Source organism: Streptomyces sp. NBC_01750 (assembly GCF_035918095.1).
Taxonomy (GTDB): Bacteria; Actinomycetota; Actinomycetes; order Streptomycetales; family Streptomycetaceae; genus Streptomyces.
This window is the reverse complement of the sequence record NZ_CP109137.1, coordinates 5,950,735-5,967,690: the sequence shown is the minus strand read 5'-3', so window position 1 is coordinate 5,967,690 and position 16,956 is coordinate 5,950,735. Positions and strand designations below refer to the sequence as shown.

Genomic DNA, 16,956 nt, shown 5'->3' with positions numbered 1-16,956 from the left:
TTTCGCCAGCCGATTACGGTGCGGGAGGCGGCTGTGGTGGCTGGGACTGGGAGGCGACGTTTGTTGCGTTGTTTGAGGCGCGCGACAAGAGCTTCATGTCGTCGGGGTCACTGCGGTGCAGTACGAAGACCTTCGAGAGCGCGAGCAGGCTCGGGCCACACAGGAGGACGGACAGCCAAGGAGCTGAGTCGACGACCGCAACGCCGGCAGCCAGAAGAGCGATGGAGATGACCGCGCCGACGCTCACGTTCACAACATGTCGACGATGGCGCAGCTTCTCGACCTGCGCGGCGGCTTCCCGCTCCGCCGCCTCACGTTCCGCGCGTGCCTGGATGCGCTCCTTCTCCAGGTCATGATTCAGCCGAAGCCGGAGGACGGTCTCTTCCGACCTCAGAGCCCGCTCGGCCTTGGCTGTGGCGAGAGCCGCCCGGAACACCTCTGAGGGGGCATCAGCCCACTGTGCAACGAGCCGATGTGCCTCGGCCGCCAGGATGTCGAGCAGCTCAGGCTCCTGGTGCTGCGGGACAGGGAGGGATCCCTCGTCATCCGTACTCACTCCTGTGTCCCCCCACCGCCGCTGTTGACGGGCTCGTAGCGGCCTCTACCGGTCGCTTCCGGAGGTGGCCCCAGCTTCAGGAACAGCTCGATAAGGTCGTTGTTGACGGCCTCCCGCGCTTCTCTGGCAAGGCGTCGTGCCTCGTCTGGATCCAACGTGCCAACCTGCCTTGACGCACCCGGATCGGCCTCTTCGAACTCGTGTGAAGCATCGTCGAGGATCCCGGCCACACGGGCCGCGTGAGAAGCGAAGAGATCATCAAGCGACGGCACATCACGGGCTCCCTCGCCCCTCGATGGGACCGATTCGGCGGACGAGTCCGAGAGGGTGTCATCGGCCGGGGTGAGGTCGTCCGGCGCGCGCAGGGGTACTGGATCCGGCACGAGTACCGAGGGCAGACCGAGGCGGTTCTGGAGTCGGGCGTGGCGGAATTGGTGGATCGCGCCGACCTGGCGCAGTACGCCTCGTCGGCAGGCATCGTCGAGAAATCCGGACAGTGCCCACGGCAGACGCCCCGTGAGCGGCAACCAGATGCGTGCCAGGGCAACCCACTGACCCCAAGCGGTCAGGCTGAACCAGTACCCGAGCGCGAGTGCGAAGGCCGTCTCGAGCCCAGCCGTGAGCCCGGGACCGGACCCCGCCGTGAACACATTGATGAGCCCGAACACGAGCCCCCCGACGAGCAGAGTGAAGACCACGTACCGACGGTTGGTGTTCAGCAGGTCGGCGGGACTGAAGGCGGACCGGATGTCGATCGGAGCCTCCAACCAGACCATGAGCCCGAAGATCAGCCCGGTCCCGAGCCCGACCCCAGGGATGAACACGAGCGTACTGTCGAGCCGGTCGTCGAGTCCGAGCCCCGCGAGCGCGACCTGGTCCAGGAGCACCAGCACCAGCGCGGCCAGGAGCCCGAGCACGAGCCCGAGCACGAACAATCCGGAGAGCAACCTCGCGCGCATCGCTCTGGGGCTGCCGAAGGCCGGGACACGGAGACGCGTCGGTCCTGCCGGTCGCCGATCGCCGACCGCCCCGTACAGGATTCCGGAGCCGAGCCCGGCCACGAGCCCGTGCAGGAGCCCGGCCACGAGCCCCCGCTCGAGGGCGTACCCGAGCCCGTGCGGCGTCGCGATCAAGTCCACGGCGATGGTCCCGAGCCCGGTTGTCGCCCCGACGACCAGCGCGGTCAGGAGCCCCAGCGCGAACATACGGGAAGAACGGTTGACGGTGGTGCCCAGGCGCCACCATTCCAGGTCGGGAGTGCCGAGCTGCTTGAGGTGGTCGGCGAGGTGACCGAGCCAGCGGCGGGGACGTTCCGCGTCGAAGCTGCGTAGGAGCTGACCGCTCCGGCCCAGCCCCGGTCGAGGACCGTAGACGGTGGGGACGAAGTTGTCCAGAAGGTGGTCTTCCAACTCCTCCGGGCTGCCGAACCGTTCGTTGTCCAGGAGCTCTGAAGGGTCGCGACCGGGGGTGTCGCTGTATATGGTGCGGGCGAGCGTGACCATCAGCGGCGTGGCCAGAACCGCGGCGAGGGGGGACGCGGGCTGCTCGCGCAGCTCGGTCAGCACGGGGTCCCAGGCGTTTGCGTCGGGGTTCGCGCTGCTGGAGTTGCGAGTGGTGCGCGGCAGGTAGGCAGCCAGGTCGTCGAGGGTGAGATCGGTCAGCTCGATTGCGGCGGCGGAGGTCAGCACGTCGGTCTCCGCGACTGCGGCGGCGTATTCGCCTGGACGACTGGTGAGCAGCAGTGGCAGGGTGCTGGCGTTGAGGGCCTCCAGCGCGGGGCGGCGCAGACCGTCGGCGATCTCGTCGAAGCCGTCGAGCACGGGGAGCAGGCGGCCGGACTCAACCAGTGTGGAGGCCAGGGTCGCCCCGCCGGAGTCCCGGGCGGCGAGACCGGGGTGATCGCGTATCAGCTGATCGGTCAGCCAGTCCTGCAGGGTGGCGGTCGCGGGATTCCACGTACGGGTGCTGAAGATCACCGGCACCCGCTCGCCGTGGGTCCGCCACTTCAGCTGGTCGAGGACGAAGCGCAGGGCCAGGATCGTTTTCCCCGAGCCGGGCCTGCCCAGCACCACCATCCGCCCGGACGGGATCCGCCGGTACGTCTCGGCGATCTGGCTCAGTTGGCCGACAAGGTCGAGGGGATCGTCAGTCGTTCCCGCGGGGACTCGGCGGATATTGGCCCAGTGGTCGGTCAGCGCCTGTGGGGCCGTCCACCAGCGAACCGGCAGTGGGAACGGATCCAGGACCCGCCGGTCATCCGCCTCGCGCCGCCAGCGGACGGCCACTGCCTTCGCGAGTTGCTCGGTCGCGTCCGCCAGGGCGTCATGCGCTGCCGGCTGTCCCGAAACGAACTCGTTCTGCTCGTCGCCGCCCGAGTCCCGGCGGATGGCGGCGCTGAGTAACTTCTCGCGTTCCCTGGGCCGTAGCGGCAGCGCATCGGCCAGCACCTGAACCGTGGTCATACGCGGGTTGGAGCGCTTGCCGGTCTCCAAGCCGCGGATAGTGGACACACTCACCCCGGAACGCTCCGCCAGATCCTCCTGGGTCATCCCCGCCTGGACCCGCAGCTGCCTCAACACCGCGCTGAACTCACTGGCCACGGTGACGACCCTTCCCCCGGGTACATCGTCATTTCCCTGGTGAGGACTCTAGCGTGGCACCGACCGAACGCGGACGATCTGCTGGGCCGTTCGTCGTTCGGCACCATGCCCACCGCGCCAGGTTGCGCTGGGATGTCCTGCCGCGCGGGTCACAGCGGCTGTCGCTGACAATGGTTGAGGCGGCTCTGAGGCTGGTTGACGCTCGGAGGTCATGCCCCGCCCGTCCCGGCGGCCCGGTCCTTCCGGCTGAGCAGGATCACCATGCCGGTCACCACCACGGCCAGCAGCCCCAGCGCGACCAGTGCGGGCATCAGGACGACCACCGCTCCCGCGCACAGACAGCCGAGCCCTCCGGCGATGAGGATCACAGAGCTCCGGCCGCCGCTGCGCACCAGGATCGCCGCCGCCGCCAGCAGGAACACCCCCACGCCTCCGCCGAGCGCCCAGGCCACCACCCCGTGCAGCGGCTCGTACAGGTCGTAGTGCCCGGTGTCGGCGACCTGGTGGAGGACCGTCTTCATGCCCAGCGCGGTGAGTACGACTCCCGCCACGAGCGGCAGGTGCAGGAACGTGTAGGCGTCGCGGGCCAGCCGGGTGCGGGCGTCGCCGTCCAGCGTGGTCAGCCGGTGTTCGGCGGTTTCGCTGATCTGCCGGAAGTACACGCGCCACAGTCCGGCGACGACCAACAGGCCCGCGGCGGCGCCCGCCAGTACCGGCGCGGTGAGGGGAAGGCCGGACACGCCCACACCGATCGCAACGATGGACTCGCCCAGGGCGATGATCACGATCAGGCCGTGCCGCTCGGCGAAGTGCCCCGGCGAGATGACACGCCAGCCCGACGCCCCCGTGACGTAGATCCCGAAGTAGTCGATGACGACCGCGCCGAGCCACAGCAGCACCTGCGTGACGCCGGTGAACGAGCTGCCGATCAGCAGCAGTACGAACGGCGGCGCCACCGACAGCAACGCCGTCCGGCGCAGCGTGACATGGAGCGCCTCGTCACCGGGGCTGGAGATCCAGTACGAGACCAGGTGCAGGATCCGGACCGCGCCGTAGCAGAGCACGAACACCAGTGGTGCGGACAGGCCGCCGGGCGCGTCGGCGTAGACATCCGGGACGGTCAGTGAGACGACGAGCACCACCGCCATCACCGCGACCAGCACGGCGAACATCGGCCCGGTGTCGGCTCGCACCACATTTCCCAGCCAGGCGAAGCAGCACCAGCACCACCACAGCAGTGCGAGCACCACGGCCGCGCCGAGTATCCGCAGGAGGCTCGGATCGGCCGCCATCAGGGCGGTGACCTGAGTGATCGCGTACACGAACACCAAGTCGAAGAACAGCTCGGCCGGCGTCACCCGGTGACCGCCCTCGGTTGCAATCATCCGGGAACGATCTCTGTCTGTCGCCACGGCCTCTCCCCCTCCGGAGCCCAGCACTCGGTTCGGCCGGCTACGCGCGGAAGGATACGACGCGCCGGCATCGGCGGCGTGACGAAACGTGGGCAGGAGCCGCTCAAGCAGCTGCCCCGCCCCCGGGGTTCGGCCAAGCCGGGCAAGCCGCTCAGGCCCGCCCGGAGCGCTCCGGTGGTCGGCGGCGCGCTGCCATCGAACCGGAATTCAGCTCCAGTCCGTCCGGTAGCCCGGCCGGCGCAGTATCCGCAGCAGCTCTTCGTCCGTCGCCGGGTGCGTACGGGTGAGCAGGCGGCGCAGCCGGCTCTGGTCCGCGTGGACGCCGTTCACCGCCACGCTGAACACCCGGTCGCCGTGCGGCTGGTAGAGAGCGACCGAGGCAGCGCTGTTGCCGGTCCGGTGCGTGACGACCTTGGTGATGCCGTTTCCGATGTCCGTACAGCTGAGGATCTTCGCCGCGCAGTTCGCGCCCTCGGCGGCGAGAGAGCCGTCGTCGGCCGGCTGGAACATCCGGTAGGTGGCCAGGGCCCGTGGGTCATCGGCGGTGGGGAGCGGAAAGCTGAAGCTGAAGCCGGATTCGTACGTCTCCCCCTGGACACCCTCGCGCGGTGTCCCGTCGGGGATGCGGAGTTCGTCCCTGGGCCAGGGCGCGGGCCGGGTGAGGTCGGCCAGGTCCCGGCGGTCCTTCGCCCGCTCCAGTCCGCCTTGCACGCGCTGGAACACCGTGCAGCCGCCGACGGTCACGACGGCCGCGGCCACGACGACCGCGACGGTACGGCGGGGGCGGGGTATCCGGGCCATGGCAATGATCATGCCAGCGACCCGCGACCTCCGATGGTCCGTTATCGGCCGAGTGTGCCGAAGAAGGGCCGGACATCCTCGGACCGGCCGGTGGGCGAAGCCGATGGGCGAAGCCGATGACGAGGCCGGTCCGGACGCGGAAAGGGCGGCCGTCGGCCCGGTGCCTCAGGTCTCGGATCAGGCCGCGGGCGCGTGGAGCAACGGGCTCTTGTGGCGCAGCAGCCACTGCCGGTACGCGGACACGCGCAGGGCCGCCTCCCGGTACGCCGCCTCCAGCTCCTCGTACACCGCCGCGTACAGCTCCGCGCACGCTCCGGGTCTGGAGAACAACAGCAGCCGTACGCCGAGCGGATCGCCACGCAGCGGACGGATCGCCATGTCCTCGCGCGGTCCCGTGGTCGGCTGGCACGGCGCGACCGCCTCGCCGACCGCGATGAGGGACGCGGCGGTGAGGTAATCCCCGTGCAGGACGGAGGGGTTGAGGCCGGCTGCGCCGAGCACCCTGCGCAGCCCGTCCCATTCGCCGTCCACCGTCGGGTCGACCATCCAGCGGTCCCCGGCGAGATCGGCCAGCTCCACGACGGAGGCCGCCGCCGCCGGATGGTCGCGCGCCATCGAGATGAACTGCGGCTCGCGCTCCATCAGTACGCGTACGGCGAGTCCGTCCGGCACCAGGAGCGGACACCCCTCCACCTCGTGCACGAAGGCGACATCGAGCTGGCCCGCCGCGACCATCCGCAGCAGCACGTTGGCGGAGACACTCATATGCAGCGATAAATCGGTTCCGGGCAGCCGCTCGCGCAGCCGGCGCAGCCAGCCTGCCAGCGCGCGGCTGGCGGTGGAGCCGATGCGCAGCCGGGGGCCGCCGGCCCGTGCCGCGGCCGCCTTGGCCTCCACGACGAGCGCGGCCATTTCGGCCACGAGCGGGCGGGCCCGGCTCAGCACGGCGCGGCCCAACGGTGTCGGCCGGCAGCCGGTGCGTTCACGCGAGAAGAGCTCGGCGCCGAGGGAGTTCTCGATGCGCCGAAGCTGCGTCGTCAGGGACGGCTGGCTCATGCCCAGTTGGCGGGCCGCTTTATGCAGGCTTCCGGTGTCCGCAATGGCGCACAGCGCACGGAGGTGCCTCACCTCGAGCTCCATCCCCCGAGCGTAGAGCCGCCTCAACTGTCACACCAGGCACCTTAGTTGGGGCACACATGGCGGAACTGGACAGCGTGATGCGCCCGTGTTATCGGCAGTTGGCATCATCCGGAACGCGGCAGGCTCCTCAACACTCTCCCCAACCGCACCTGTTCATCCCAAGAGTAGGAGCCCCCCACATGCGTCACCCCAGAACCGTATTAGTGTCCGCCGCCCTCAGCGCCGGCCTCGCCGCCGCGCTGAGCGCGGTGCCCGCGACCGCAGCCACCACGACGGCCAACTCCCCTACGGCCGCCGTCTCTTCGTCGTACTCCGCCTACGCCGGCTCGTCGGCGGACGCCAAGGCGACGAAGGCCTTCTTCGACGCCGTCGTGAAGTCGGTCGCCGAGAAGCGCGCCGCGAACCCAGGCGCGCAGGCCGTGACGGTCGTCTACAGCACCAGCAGAGCGCCCAGCTTCCGCAGCCAGATATCCCGGAGCACCCAGATCTGGAACAGCTCCGTCAGCAATGTGAAACTGCAGGAAGGCTCGGGCGCGGACTTCTCCTATCGCGAGGGCAATGACTCCCGCGGCTCGTACGCCAGCACCGACGGGCACGGCCGGGGCTACATCTTCCTCGACTACGCGCAGAACCAGCAGTACAACTCCACCCGCGTCACCGCCCATGAGACCGGGCACGTGCTCGGCCTGCCGGACCACTACTCGGGCCCGTGCAGCGAGCTGATGTCGGGCGGCGGCCCCGGCACGTCCTGCCAGAACGCCACCCCGAACGCGCAGGAGCGTGCCCGGGTGAACGCCCTGTGGGCCAACGGCCTGGCGGCGGCGATCGCCCGCGTCTCCTGACGGTCCTCGATGCACGAGAGGCGCCCCGCCGGCTCACGGCGGGGCGCCTTCCGCTCTTGGCGGAAGTATTCCGAAACGCTTGGGCCCGCGGACGGGGCCGTGAATCCTGGCAGCGCACACACCGGAGCCAGGAGGGCCCGTGACCGAAGAGACGAACAGACCGGGCGAGCGTCCCGCGACGCTGTACGAGGCCGTGGGCGGCGCGGACGCGCTGCGGCGGCTGAGCAACGCTTTCTACGAGGCCGTCCTCGCCGACCCGCTGCTCGCCCCCGTCTTCGCCGACTTCACCCCCACCCACATCGAGCATGTCGCCGTCTGGCTGGCCGAGGTCTTCGACGGACCTGCCCGCTTCACGGCCGAGCTCGGCGGCCACCAGGCCCTGCTCCGCGCCCACCTCGGGCTCTCGATCACCGAGGAGCAGCGGCTGCGCTGGATGGAGCTGATGACGGAGGCGGTGGCGAAGGAGCTCCCGGACGACGAGATGCTGCGCCGCCGGGTGATGGAGTACTTCGACTGGGGTACGAAGATCGCCCGTGAGGTCTCGGCCGACCCGGCGGGCACGGACCTCGGTGATCCGGGCCCGACGCCACGCTGGGGCTGGAACGGAGTGCGCTGAGGATCTCCGTCAGGCACCCACGGGTGCTGACTGCCCGAGCTCCGCACCGGGCGGCAGCTGGTCCCGGATCCGGCTGAGGGCGTCGTCGAAGTCACCGCCGGCGACGCCGGATTCGTACGCGGCTCCGCCGTAGTGCAGGGTCAGATTGAGGTCCGCGCGGTCGAGCTGCCCGCCCGGCTGCGCCTCGCCGAGCGTCAACAGGCAGCTGAGCGTGGCCCGTTGGACCGTCCCTTCCGAGTGGACGGGCAGCGGCATGTCCCACTCCAGTACACAGGAGGACAGCACCCCGCTCAGGCCCACCGGCTCCAGGGCGGCGAAGGTCGCCCCTTCGTACTCGATTCCCCTGATTCGCGTGCGCAGTTGCTGCTCGTGCGCCGCTATGGTGACCGCTTCCGCGCCCAGCCGGTCGCGGTACCAGCCCGCCCAGACTTCCGTCGACTCCGATGACATGGCGCGGACTGTAGCGGTACGGCCCCTTCCGCTGAACAGCAGGGATCCCTCAGGCGGTCCCGACCCCTGCGGCGGGTCCCTCGGGCGGCCCCTCGCCGGGTGCCTCATGCGGTGCCTCGCCGGGTGCCTGATGCGGTGCCTCGCCCGGCTTCCCGCCCCCGTTCCCGGAGTACTCCGGGCACTGGGGATTATGGCAGGGCCCGGGGCCCCAGGACGGGACGAAAGCCCCGAGAGTCTTGCGTCGTCTGATGACGGAACCGACAGGCTGTCCGCAAGCCGGGCACACATGGCCGTCGGCCTGCGGGCGGCGGACGGTCCGACGTCCTTCGCTGCCCATACATCCAGGATATAGCGGTATGCGCAGGCCGGACAGCCGACAGTCACGCCGCGCTCACCTCGGCCGCGGATCGCGCCCCATGGGCCATGTTCCAGGAGTTCGCTGTCCTGCCGCGGGCGTCAGCGCGTGCGGCGAGTGACGAATTCCGCCAGGGCCAGCAGATCGCCCGCCGCCGACAGGTCCCCGACCGCGCGTGAGAGCTCCTGCACGGCACGCGCCATCCGGTCGGCGGCCTGCAGCTGCGCCCAGTCGCGGCCGCCCGCCCGGTCGACCGCGTCGGCGGCGCGGCGGACTGCCGATGCGTTCATGGGCCCGCGGTAGAGCTCGGCCAGTTCGGCGCCGGCCGGGGTGCCTGAGGCGAGCGCCGCGACCACCGGCAGGGACTTCTTGCGGGCCGACAGATCAGCGCCTGCCGGCTTGCCCGTACGGTCGGGGTCTCCCCAGATCCCGATCAGGTCGTCGATGAGTTGGAAGGCGAGGCCCGCCTCCCGCCCGAATGCGTCCATGGCAGCCGCCTCCTCCTCGCCCGCGCCCGCGTAGAGCGCGCCGAGCGCGCACGCACAGCCGAGCAGCGCCCCGGTCTTGGCGGTCGCCATGGCGAGACACTCCTCCAGTGAGACCTCGTGCGGGGCACGCTCCTCGAAGGCGCAGTCCGCCTGCTGTCCGGCGCACAGCTCGATCACACAGGCAGCGAGCCGCTCCGATGCGGCGGCCGACCCGGGGTGCCGGTCCTCGGCGAGCAGCTGCAGCGCGAGGGCGAAAAGGGCGTCGCCCACGATGATGGCGGCCGGAGTACCGAAGACCGTCCAGGCGGTGGGGCGGTGCCTGCGGGTGGGATCCTCGTCGATGACGTCGTCGTGGAGGAGGGTGAAATTGTGCGCCAGCTCCACGGCCGCGGCCGCCCGTACGGCCGGCTGCGGGTCTCCGCCCAGCGCCCGGGCCGAGGCCAGTACGAGCGCGGGCCTGATGGCCTTGCCCGCCGCGCCCGTGGCCGGCGTGCCGTCGGCGTGCTCCCAGCCGAAGTGGTACATCGCGATACGGCGTATGGGCCCTGGCAACGACTCGACGGTAGCGCGCAGTCGGGGATCGACGGCGCTTCTGGTGCGTTCGAGGAGCGCGACGGCCTCGCTGCCCTCGACGGTGTCCTGCATGGTCAACTCAGCGGTCCTTTCGAGGTGTTGGGCCCGGGCTGTCGGGCCGGGGGCGCGAAGTGGCACCGGGCCCCCGGCCGCGTCGGTTCACCGCCAGCGGCTGATTTCGACGTTCTCCAGGACGCCGAGCGCGTCCGGCACCAGCACCGCCGCCGAGTAGTAGGCCGTGACCAGGTAGGAGATGATCGCCTGCTCGTCGATGCCCATGAAGCGCGCGGACAGGCTCGGCTCGATCTCGTCCGGGATGCCGCTCTGCTGCAGTCCGATGACTCCTTGCTCGGCCTCGCCCGTACGCATACAGATGATCGACGTCGTACGGGCGTCGCTCACCGGGATCTTGTTGCACGGGAAGATCGGCACACCGCGCCAGGCCGGCACATGGTGCCCGGCGACCTCCACACTCTCGGGGACCAGACCGCGCTTGTTGCACTCGCGCCCGAAGGCGGCGACGGCCCGCGGATGGGCGAGAAACAGCTTCGAGCCGCGCCGCCGCGAGAGCAGTTCGTCCATGTCGTCGGGGCTCGGCACACCGTCGTGCGGCTGCAGCCGCTGACCGTAGTCGCAATTGTTCAGCAGGCCGAACTCCCTGTTGTTGACGAGCTCGTGCTCCTGGCGCTCGCGCAGCGCCTCGACCGTGAGCCGCAGCTGCTGCTCGGTCTGGTTCATCGGCTGGTTGTAGAGGTCGGCGACGCGGCTGTGGACCTTCAGTACGGTCTGGGCGACGCTCAGTTCGTACTCGCGGGGCGCGGCTTCGTAGTCGACGTAGGTGTGCGGTACGACGGCTTCGCCGATATGGCCGGCGGACAGGTCGATCGCCGCCTCGCCGTATTTGTTGGTCCGCTGCTGCGGCAGTTCGCAGAGCCCGGCCAGATGGGTGCGCAGCGACTCCGTACGCTCCGCGAGGTTCAGCACATCGTCCCTGGTCAGGACGAGCACCGTGCATGCTGTCGCGGCGCGTGCGGTGTACTCCCAGACCGCTTCCCGGTCCGTGAGCGTGTGGTCGCCGAAGTATGAGCCGTCGGCGAGGACGCCGAGCACCGCCTCGTCGCCGTACGGACCGGTGCCGATCTGCTCCACCCGGCCGTGCGCAATAAGGAAGACGCGGCCCGCGTCCGAACCGGACGCTGCCAGCACCTCTCCCGGCGCGAACTCCCTTTGCTCACAGCGGTTCGCCAGCTCGGCGAGCACCGCCTCGTCACCGTACTCCCGCAGCGCGGGGAGTTCGCCGAGCTCGGCGGGAATGACCGCCACCCGGTCACCGGTCTGCACGAACGTCACGCGTCCGTCGCCGACCGAGTAACTCAGGCGGCGGTTCACCCGGTAGGTACCGCCCTGTACTTGCACCCACGGCAGCATGCGCAGCAGCCACCGTGAGGTGATCTCCTGCATCTGCGGGGCCGATTTGGTGGTGGTCGCAAGGTTCCGCGCGGCTGCCGTACCGAGACTCTGCTGCGCCGTCTGCTGCTCGCGGATCTCGTCGCCGACCGGACCAACCGAACCAACCGACATAGGACTCCCTCTCCATCATGGGGTCTGACCTGCGAGAGGAAGCCTTTCAGCACAGAGAGTGCGGACGCCATTACACAAATGAGTGGGACTGGATCGGTCGGGCCCGGGGCACTGTCCGGATCGGCTCGCTCACCAGGTGAACGGATGGTCCCTCCACCGGAGTTCGGGTACAAGCACGGTACGGAGCATTCCGCCCGGAACATTCCGCTCCGATCCCCTCACCCCCACAAGGAGACGGCCATGTCCCCACCCATGTCCGCGAACAGTTTCCTCGACGCCCTGCGCGACGAGGGGCTGACGGTCGTCGAAGTCGGCGAATGGCGTACGCACAACCGCAACCACGTAGGCCCCTGGGGTCCCGTACACGGCGTGATGATTCATCACACCGTGACCAAGGGCACCGCGAGCACCGTCCGTATCTGCCGGGACGGTTACGCGAGCCTGCCAGGTCCGCTCTGTCACGGCGTCATCACCAAGGACGGCAGAGTCCATCTCGTCGGCTACGGCCGCGCCAACCATGCGGGGCTGGGCGACGACGACGTGCTGCGTGCGGTCATCGCGGAGAACCCGCTCCCGCCGGACAACGAGGCGAACACCGACGGAAACCGCCATTTTTACGGCTTCGAGTGCGAGAACCTCGGCGACGGCGTGGATCCATGGCCGGCGGTCCAGCTGGAGGCGATCGAGAAGGCCGCGGCGGCGATCTGCCGGCCCCATGGCTGGACCGAGCGCTCGGTGATCGGCCACCTGGAATGGCAGCCGGGGAAGGTCGACCCGCGGGGGTTCACGATGAGCTCGATGCGCGCCCGCATCCACGAACGCCTGCAGTGACACGCGAAGCCGACGTGATCGACAACCGGCGTGAAGTGACAATGGGCAGGTGACCCGGGAAGCGTTCGACCTCACCTCCGCGCTGCGGCCGCGACTGCCGTCGCCGCTGCAGCCGGTCGAGGACGAGCGCTTCGCGCGTCACGGCGTCCGTCTGCTGCTCAAGCGCGACGACCTGATCCACCCGGACATCCCGGGCAACAAGTGGCGCAAACTCGTCCCGAACCTGCATGCGGCGGCCGGCCGGCCGCTGCTGACGTTCGGCGGCGCGTACTCCAACCATCTGCGGGCGACGGCGGCCGCGGGCCGGCTGCTGGGCTTCACGACGATCGGCATAGTCCGCGGCGACGAACTGGCTTCGCGCCCCCTGAACCCGTCGCTGTCCCGGTGTGCTGCGGACGGTATGCACCTGCATTTCGTGGACCGCGCGGCGTACCGCGGGAAGGACGACCCGGAGGTGCGGGAGCGCATCCTGACGGCTGCGGCCCAGGCGCTGGAGCAGCGGTGGGCGCGAGACGCCGCCGACGGGGGCGGCTGGAGCCCGCAGGACCGGCACCCGTCGGCTCCCGTGGGCCCGGCCTTGGAGCACGCTCACCGCGCCGGGCCCACGGCGGACGGCGCCCATGGCTGCCCGCAGGGGCCCGGGGGACCTGCCCACGGTTCGGGACGGGGTGGGCCCGGGGACATCTACGTCGTCCCGGAAGGCGGCAGCAACGCTCTCGCCGCCCACGGCTGCACCGCGCTCGGTCACGAGCTCCGCGACGCGACTGACGTCGTCGCCGTCGCCTGCGGGACCGGCGGGACCATCGCCGGACTCGCCGCCGGTCTCGGGCCCGGCCGGCGCGCCATCGGGTTCCCCGTCCTCAAGGGCGGCTTCCTCGGCGACTCCATACGCACCCTGCAGCTGGAAGCGTTCGGCGGCCCCGTCGGGAACTGGTCCCTCGACGGGCGCTTCCACTTCGGCGGATACGCCCGTACCACCCCCCGGCTCGACGCCTTCGCCGCGGACTTCGAGGCGCGCCACGGGCTGCCCGTCGAGCGTGTCTATGTCGCCAAGATGCTGTACGGCCTCACCGTGCTCGCCGCCGAGGGCGTCTTCCCGCCCGGCACCACGATCGCCGCCGTCATCACCGGTCAGGGCGCGTCCTCGCGGTAGGCCGCCGCCTCCTCCAGATCGAGCCGGCGCAGCAGCGTGCGCATCATCTCGTCGTCGATCCTCCGCTGGTCCCGAAGCTGAACGAAGACCTCGCGCTCGGCCTCGATCATCTCCCGCGCCAACCGCCGGTAGGTGTCGTCCACCGACTCGCCGGTCACCTCGTTCACCGTCCCGAGCCGCTCCCAGACGGAGTTCCGCCGCCGCTCCAGTACAGACCTCAGCCGGTCGGCCAGCGGCTGCGGCAGGGCGTTCCGCTCGTCCTCCAGCAGCTCGTCCAGCCGCAGCTCCGCGGCCCGCGAGGCCTCGCTCTGGGCCTGTGCCTCGGCCAGCGTCTCGGCGTACCTGTCGCGGCCGGGCAGCTTCAGAGCCCGGATCAGCGACGGCAGCGTGAGCCCCTGCACCACCAGTGTCCCGATCACCGTCGTGAAGGTCAGGAAGAGGACCAGGTTCCGCGCCGGGAAGGGCCCGCCGTCCGCCGTCGTCATCGGGATGGAGAAGGCGATCGCCAGCGAGACGACGCCTCGCATCCCGGCCCAGCCCACCACCGTCGACGCGGTCCAGGTGATGCCCGGCTCGCGCTCCCTGATCCGTTTCGACAGGACGCGCGGCAGGAATGTCGCCGGGAAGACCCAGATGAACCGCACCACGACCACGGCGACGAAGACCCCGACGGCGTACCAGAGCGATTCGCCGACGCCGTACCCGCCGAGACCCTTGAGTACGTACGGCAGCTGCAGCCCGATCAGCGCGAAGACCGAGGACTCGAGGATGAAAGCCACCATCTTCCAGACCGCCTCCTCCTGCAGCCGGGTCGCGAAATCGACCTGCCAGGAGCGGTGCCCGAGGTAGAGCGCGACGACGACCACGGAGAGCACTCCGGACGCCCCGACCTGCTCGGCCGCCGCATACGCGACGAACGGGATGAGCAGCGAGAGTGTGTTCTGCAGCAGCGCTTCCCTGAGATGCGTGCGCAGCCAGTGGATCGGCACCATCAGCACCAGGCCGACGGCGACTCCGCCGACCGAGGCCACCGCGAACTCCTCGATGCCGCCGGCCCAGCTCGCGCCCTCGCCGACCGCCGCGGCCAGCGCCACCCTGTACGCGGTGATCGCGGTCGCGTCGTTCACCAGGGACTCGCCCTGCAGAATCGTGGTGATCCGGCTCGGCAGGCCCAGCCGGCGGGCGATCGCGGTCGCGGCGACCGCGTCCGGTGGCGCGACCACCGCGCCGAGCACCAGCGCCGCCGTCAGCGGCAGGTCCGGCACCAGCAGAAAGGCGAGGTAACCGACCGCGACGGTCGCGAAGAGGACATAGCCGACCGAGAGCAGCGCGACGGGCCTCAGATTCGCGCGGAGGTCCAGGTACGAACTGTCGACCGCGGCCTTGTGCAGCAGCGGCGGCAGCACCAGCGGCAGCACGATGCTCGGGTCGAGCGTGTAGTCGGGCACCCCCGGCACATACGCGGCGATCAGCCCCACCGTCACAAGCAGCAGCGGCGCCGGGACGGGTGTCCGGCGGGCCACCCCGGCGATCGCGGCGCTGGCCGCGATCAGCCCCACCAGTGGCAGTGCGTCCATCTCGCCCTTCCTCACATCCGTACGACGCGCGAAGTCCGCGTCGTAGTCTGGCAATCATGAGCGAGTGCCCACATGTAAGAGAACTGCCGCGTCCCGAACCTGCGCCGCTGAGCGAGACCTGCGCCCAGTGTCTGGCGGTCGGCAGCCACCCCGTACAACTGCGGATGTGCCTGGTCTGCGGCCATGTGGCCTGCTGCGACTCCTCGCCCCACCAGCACGCCGGAGCGCATTTCCGGGAGACCGGGCACGCGGTGATGCGGAGTTTCGAGCCGGGGGCCCTCTGGCGCTGGTGCTTTGTCGACGGTTCGATCGTCTGACGCGTGGGTACGTCAACCCTCCGCTGGGTCCTCGCAATTGGACGCCGCAGACCTCTAGCCACTGTGTGTACTCATAGGTTTACCATGAGTGACAGTCATCGACTGGGGGTCCCGGCGACAGGGCACCATGGATCGCGATAGCGTCGCCGGGCCAGTACCGGCTACGTACGAATGCGTAGTGACGGCTTCGGGATCTCCCCTCCCGTAGCCCCGAAAGAGCTTGTGCCACCTTGGAGGTGAGGGTGTCCCAGATCGCAGGCGAGCCCGGGACCCAGGACTTCGTGGAAGTCCGGCTGCCCGCTGCGGGTGCCTACCTGTCTGTGCTGCGTACGGCCACGGCCGGCCTCGCAGCGCGCTTGGACTTCACCCTCGACGAGATCGAGGACCTGCGGATCGCGGTCGACGAGGCGTGCGCGATTCTGCTGCAGCAGGCTGTTCCCGGCTCCGTCCTCAGCTGCGTGTTCCGGCTCATCGACGACTCGCTCGAGGTCACGGTGTCGGCGCCGACCACCGACGGTCGCGCGCCCGAGCGTGACACCTTTGCCTGGACAGTGCTGTCGGCACTGGCGGGCAAGGTCGACTCCACGGTCGCGGACGACCGCACGGTCTCCATCAGCCTGTACAAACAGCGCGGCGCGGGACCCGGGCCGGCGTGAGGAACAGGGACGGGGGCGGTCCGGTGCGGGACGAGGAGCGCGGGCCCAGGGCGCTGAGCGCGCCCGCCGACATCCCGGAGCAGGAGGCGCGGCCGCACCCGGAGGACGGAGACGGCCGGACGGCCGCGGCGGAGCAGGCGCAGGCAGAGCGGGCGGACCGTATGAGCGAGCACGTGCACGAGCAGCACCACGATCCACATGACCGCAGCGGGGCGCGGGCGATGTTCATCGAGCTGCGCAAGCTGCCCGACGGCTCGCCGGAGCGGGCGGAGCTGCGCAATCAGCTGGTGCGGATGCACCTGCCGCTCGTCGAGCATCTGGCGCGCCGCTTCCGCAATCGCGGCGAGCCGCTGGACGATCTGACGCAGGTCGCGACGATCGGCCTGATCAAGTCGGTGGACCGGTTCGATCCGGAGCGAGGCGTCGAGTTCTCGACCTACGCGACGCCTACGGTCGTCGGCGAGATCAAACGCCACTTCCGCGACAAGGGCTGGGCGGTACGGGTGCCGCGCCGCCTGCAGGAGCTGCGGCTCGCCCTGACCACGGCGACGGCGGAGCTCTCCCAGCAGCACGGCCGCTCCCCGACGGTGCACGAGCTGGCGGAACGCCTGGGCATCTCGGAGGAGGAGGTCCTGGAGGGCCTGGAGTCCGCGAACGCGTACTCCACGCTGTCCCTGGACGTCCCCGACACGGACGACGAGTCACCGGCGGTGGCGGACACACTGGGCGCGGAGGACGAAGCCCTGGAGGGCGTCGAATACCGCGAGTCACTGAAGCCGCTGCTGGAGGACCTGCCGCCGCGCGAGAAGCGGATTCTGCTGCTGAGATTCTTCGGCAACATGACGCAGTCGCAGATCGCGCAGGAGGTGGGCATCTCCCAGATGCACGTCTCCCGCCTGCTGGCCCGCACACTGGCCCAGCTGCGCGAGAAGCTGCTGGTGGAGGAGTAGGGACGGCTCGGGGCGCGGCCGGGACCGCGCCCGGCGCCGCTCGCGGGTTGTGAGCCCC

The 16,956-nt window shown here is 70.1% G+C and carries 16 protein-coding genes; 7 read left to right on the top strand and 9 right to left on the bottom strand.

Annotated features, from left to right (window positions below; translation table 11 throughout):
• Positions 1–13: 13 nt before the first annotated feature.
• From OG966_RS27255 to OG966_RS27235, 5 genes are all read right to left on the bottom strand, one after another.
• Positions 14–556: a hypothetical protein gene (locus tag OG966_RS27255; RefSeq protein ID WP_326652511.1), complete on the bottom strand. Its 543-nt coding sequence runs from the start codon at positions 554–556 to the stop codon at positions 14–16.
• Positions 553–3,156, bottom strand: coding sequence for a helix-turn-helix domain-containing protein (locus OG966_RS27250; RefSeq protein WP_326652510.1), 2,604 nt, complete (start codon positions 3,154–3,156; stop codon positions 553–555). Before OG966_RS27250 ends, OG966_RS27255 begins: the two co-directional genes overlap by 4 nt.
• A gap of 209 nt (positions 3,157–3,365) precedes the next feature.
• Positions 3,366–4,541 (bottom strand): low temperature requirement protein A, encoded by a 1,176-nt coding sequence (locus OG966_RS27245; protein WP_326652509.1) that lies wholly within the window; start codon positions 4,539–4,541, stop codon positions 3,366–3,368.
• 234 nt (positions 4,542–4,775) lie between these two features.
• On the bottom strand, positions 4,776–5,369 hold the full coding sequence (locus OG966_RS27240; protein ID WP_326652508.1) for a hypothetical protein: 594 nt from the start codon (positions 5,367–5,369) through the stop codon (positions 4,776–4,778).
• A 177-nt stretch (positions 5,370–5,546) separates the two neighbouring features.
• Positions 5,547–6,509 carry a LysR family transcriptional regulator gene (locus tag OG966_RS27235; protein WP_326652507.1) on the bottom strand — a complete coding sequence of 321 codons (963 nt, stop codon included), beginning with the start codon at positions 6,507–6,509 and terminating at the stop codon, positions 5,547–5,549.
• 179 nt (positions 6,510–6,688) lie between these two features.
• Between OG966_RS27235 and snpA the strand changes: the two genes are divergently transcribed.
• On the top strand, positions 6,689–7,351 hold the full coding sequence (gene snpA / locus OG966_RS27230; protein WP_326652505.1) for a snapalysin: 663 nt from the start codon (positions 6,689–6,691) through the stop codon (positions 7,349–7,351).
• Positions 7,352–7,490: 139 nt separating this feature from the next.
• Entirely contained in the window at positions 7,491–7,967 is a 477-nt protein-coding gene (locus tag OG966_RS27225; protein ID WP_326652504.1) for a group II truncated hemoglobin, read from the top strand.
• Positions 7,968–7,976: 9 nt separating this feature from the next.
• On the opposite strand, the gene OG966_RS27220 is transcribed toward OG966_RS27225, so the two are convergent.
• The 3 genes from OG966_RS27220 to OG966_RS27205 all read right to left on the bottom strand — a co-directional run bounded on the left by OG966_RS27220 (position 7,977) and on the right by OG966_RS27205 (position 11,414).
• Positions 7,977–8,417, bottom strand: a complete 441-nt coding sequence (locus tag OG966_RS27220; protein ID WP_326652503.1) for a DUF6304 family protein — start codon at positions 8,415–8,417, stop codon at positions 7,977–7,979.
• Positions 8,418–8,873: 456 nt separating this feature from the next.
• Complete coding sequence (locus tag OG966_RS27210; protein ID WP_326655394.1) at positions 8,874–9,905, bottom strand: family 2 encapsulin nanocompartment cargo protein polyprenyl transferase; 1,032 nt, start codon at positions 9,903–9,905, stop codon at positions 8,874–8,876.
• Between the two features lie 87 nt (positions 9,906–9,992).
• Positions 9,993–11,414: a family 2B encapsulin nanocompartment shell protein gene (locus tag OG966_RS27205; RefSeq protein WP_326652501.1), complete on the bottom strand. Its 1,422-nt coding sequence runs from the start codon at positions 11,412–11,414 to the stop codon at positions 9,993–9,995.
• A 240-nt stretch (positions 11,415–11,654) separates the two neighbouring features.
• Here OG966_RS27205 and OG966_RS27200 point away from each other — a divergent pair, with 240 nt between their 5' ends.
• Both OG966_RS27200 and OG966_RS27195 read left to right on the top strand, forming a co-directional pair.
• Positions 11,655–12,245 carry an N-acetylmuramoyl-L-alanine amidase gene (locus OG966_RS27200; protein WP_326652500.1) on the top strand — a complete coding sequence of 197 codons (591 nt, stop codon included), beginning with the start codon at positions 11,655–11,657 and terminating at the stop codon, positions 12,243–12,245.
• A 49-nt stretch (positions 12,246–12,294) separates the two neighbouring features.
• Positions 12,295–13,398: a 1-aminocyclopropane-1-carboxylate deaminase/D-cysteine desulfhydrase gene (locus tag OG966_RS27195; protein ID WP_326652499.1), complete on the top strand. Its 1,104-nt coding sequence runs from the start codon at positions 12,295–12,297 to the stop codon at positions 13,396–13,398.
• On the opposite strand, the gene OG966_RS27190 is transcribed toward OG966_RS27195, so the two are convergent.
• On the bottom strand, positions 13,377–14,975 hold the full coding sequence (locus tag OG966_RS27190) for a Na+/H+ antiporter (protein ID WP_326652498.1): 1,599 nt from the start codon (positions 14,973–14,975) through the stop codon (positions 13,377–13,379). The genes OG966_RS27195 and OG966_RS27190 overlap by 22 nt on opposite strands.
• Before the next feature lie 56 nt (positions 14,976–15,031).
• Here OG966_RS27190 and OG966_RS27185 point away from each other — a divergent pair, with 56 nt between their 5' ends.
• From OG966_RS27185 to OG966_RS27175, 3 genes are all read left to right on the top strand, one after another.
• The gene (locus OG966_RS27185; protein ID WP_326652497.1) at positions 15,032–15,292 is read left to right on the top strand and encodes a UBP-type zinc finger domain-containing protein; all 261 of its coding nucleotides are present in this window, start codon (positions 15,032–15,034) and stop codon (positions 15,290–15,292) included.
• 242 nt (positions 15,293–15,534) lie between these two features.
• Complete coding sequence (locus tag OG966_RS27180) at positions 15,535–15,948, top strand: anti-sigma regulatory factor (RefSeq protein WP_250918386.1); 414 nt, start codon at positions 15,535–15,537, stop codon at positions 15,946–15,948.
• On the top strand, positions 15,945–16,898 hold the full coding sequence (locus OG966_RS27175; protein WP_326652495.1) for an RNA polymerase sigma factor SigF: 954 nt from the start codon (positions 15,945–15,947) through the stop codon (positions 16,896–16,898). The genes OG966_RS27180 and OG966_RS27175 overlap by 4 nt, the downstream gene beginning before the upstream one ends.
• The last annotated feature ends 58 nt before the right edge of the window (positions 16,899–16,956 follow it).

Bases quoted from the DNA above. Each gene is read 5' to 3' on its own strand.
- OG966_RS27245 (WP_326652509.1), bottom strand. From the start codon at position 4,541: ATGATTGCAACCGAGGGCGGTCACCGGGTGACGCCGGCCGAGCTGTTC.
- OG966_RS27240 (WP_326652508.1), bottom strand. From the start codon at position 5,369: ATGGCCCGGATACCCCGCCCCCGCCGTACCGTCGCGGTCGTCGTGGCC.
- OG966_RS27235 (WP_326652507.1), bottom strand. From the start codon at position 6,509: ATGGAGCTCGAGGTGAGGCACCTCCGTGCGCTGTGCGCCATTGCGGAC.
- snpA (WP_326652505.1), top strand. From the start codon at position 6,689: ATGCGTCACCCCAGAACCGTATTAGTGTCCGCCGCCCTCAGCGCCGGC.
- OG966_RS27220 (WP_326652503.1), bottom strand. From the start codon at position 8,417: ATGTCATCGGAGTCGACGGAAGTCTGGGCGGGCTGGTACCGCGACCGG.
- OG966_RS27210 (WP_326655394.1), bottom strand. From the start codon at position 9,905: ATGCAGGACACCGTCGAGGGCAGCGAGGCCGTCGCGCTCCTCGAACGC.
- OG966_RS27205 (WP_326652501.1), bottom strand. From the start codon at position 11,414: ATGTCGGTTGGTTCGGTTGGTCCGGTCGGCGACGAGATCCGCGAGCAG.
- OG966_RS27200 (WP_326652500.1), top strand. From the start codon at position 11,655: ATGTCCCCACCCATGTCCGCGAACAGTTTCCTCGACGCCCTGCGCGAC.
- OG966_RS27190 (WP_326652498.1), bottom strand. From the start codon at position 14,975: ATGGACGCACTGCCACTGGTGGGGCTGATCGCGGCCAGCGCCGCGATC.
- OG966_RS27185 (WP_326652497.1), top strand. From the start codon at position 15,032: ATGAGCGAGTGCCCACATGTAAGAGAACTGCCGCGTCCCGAACCTGCG.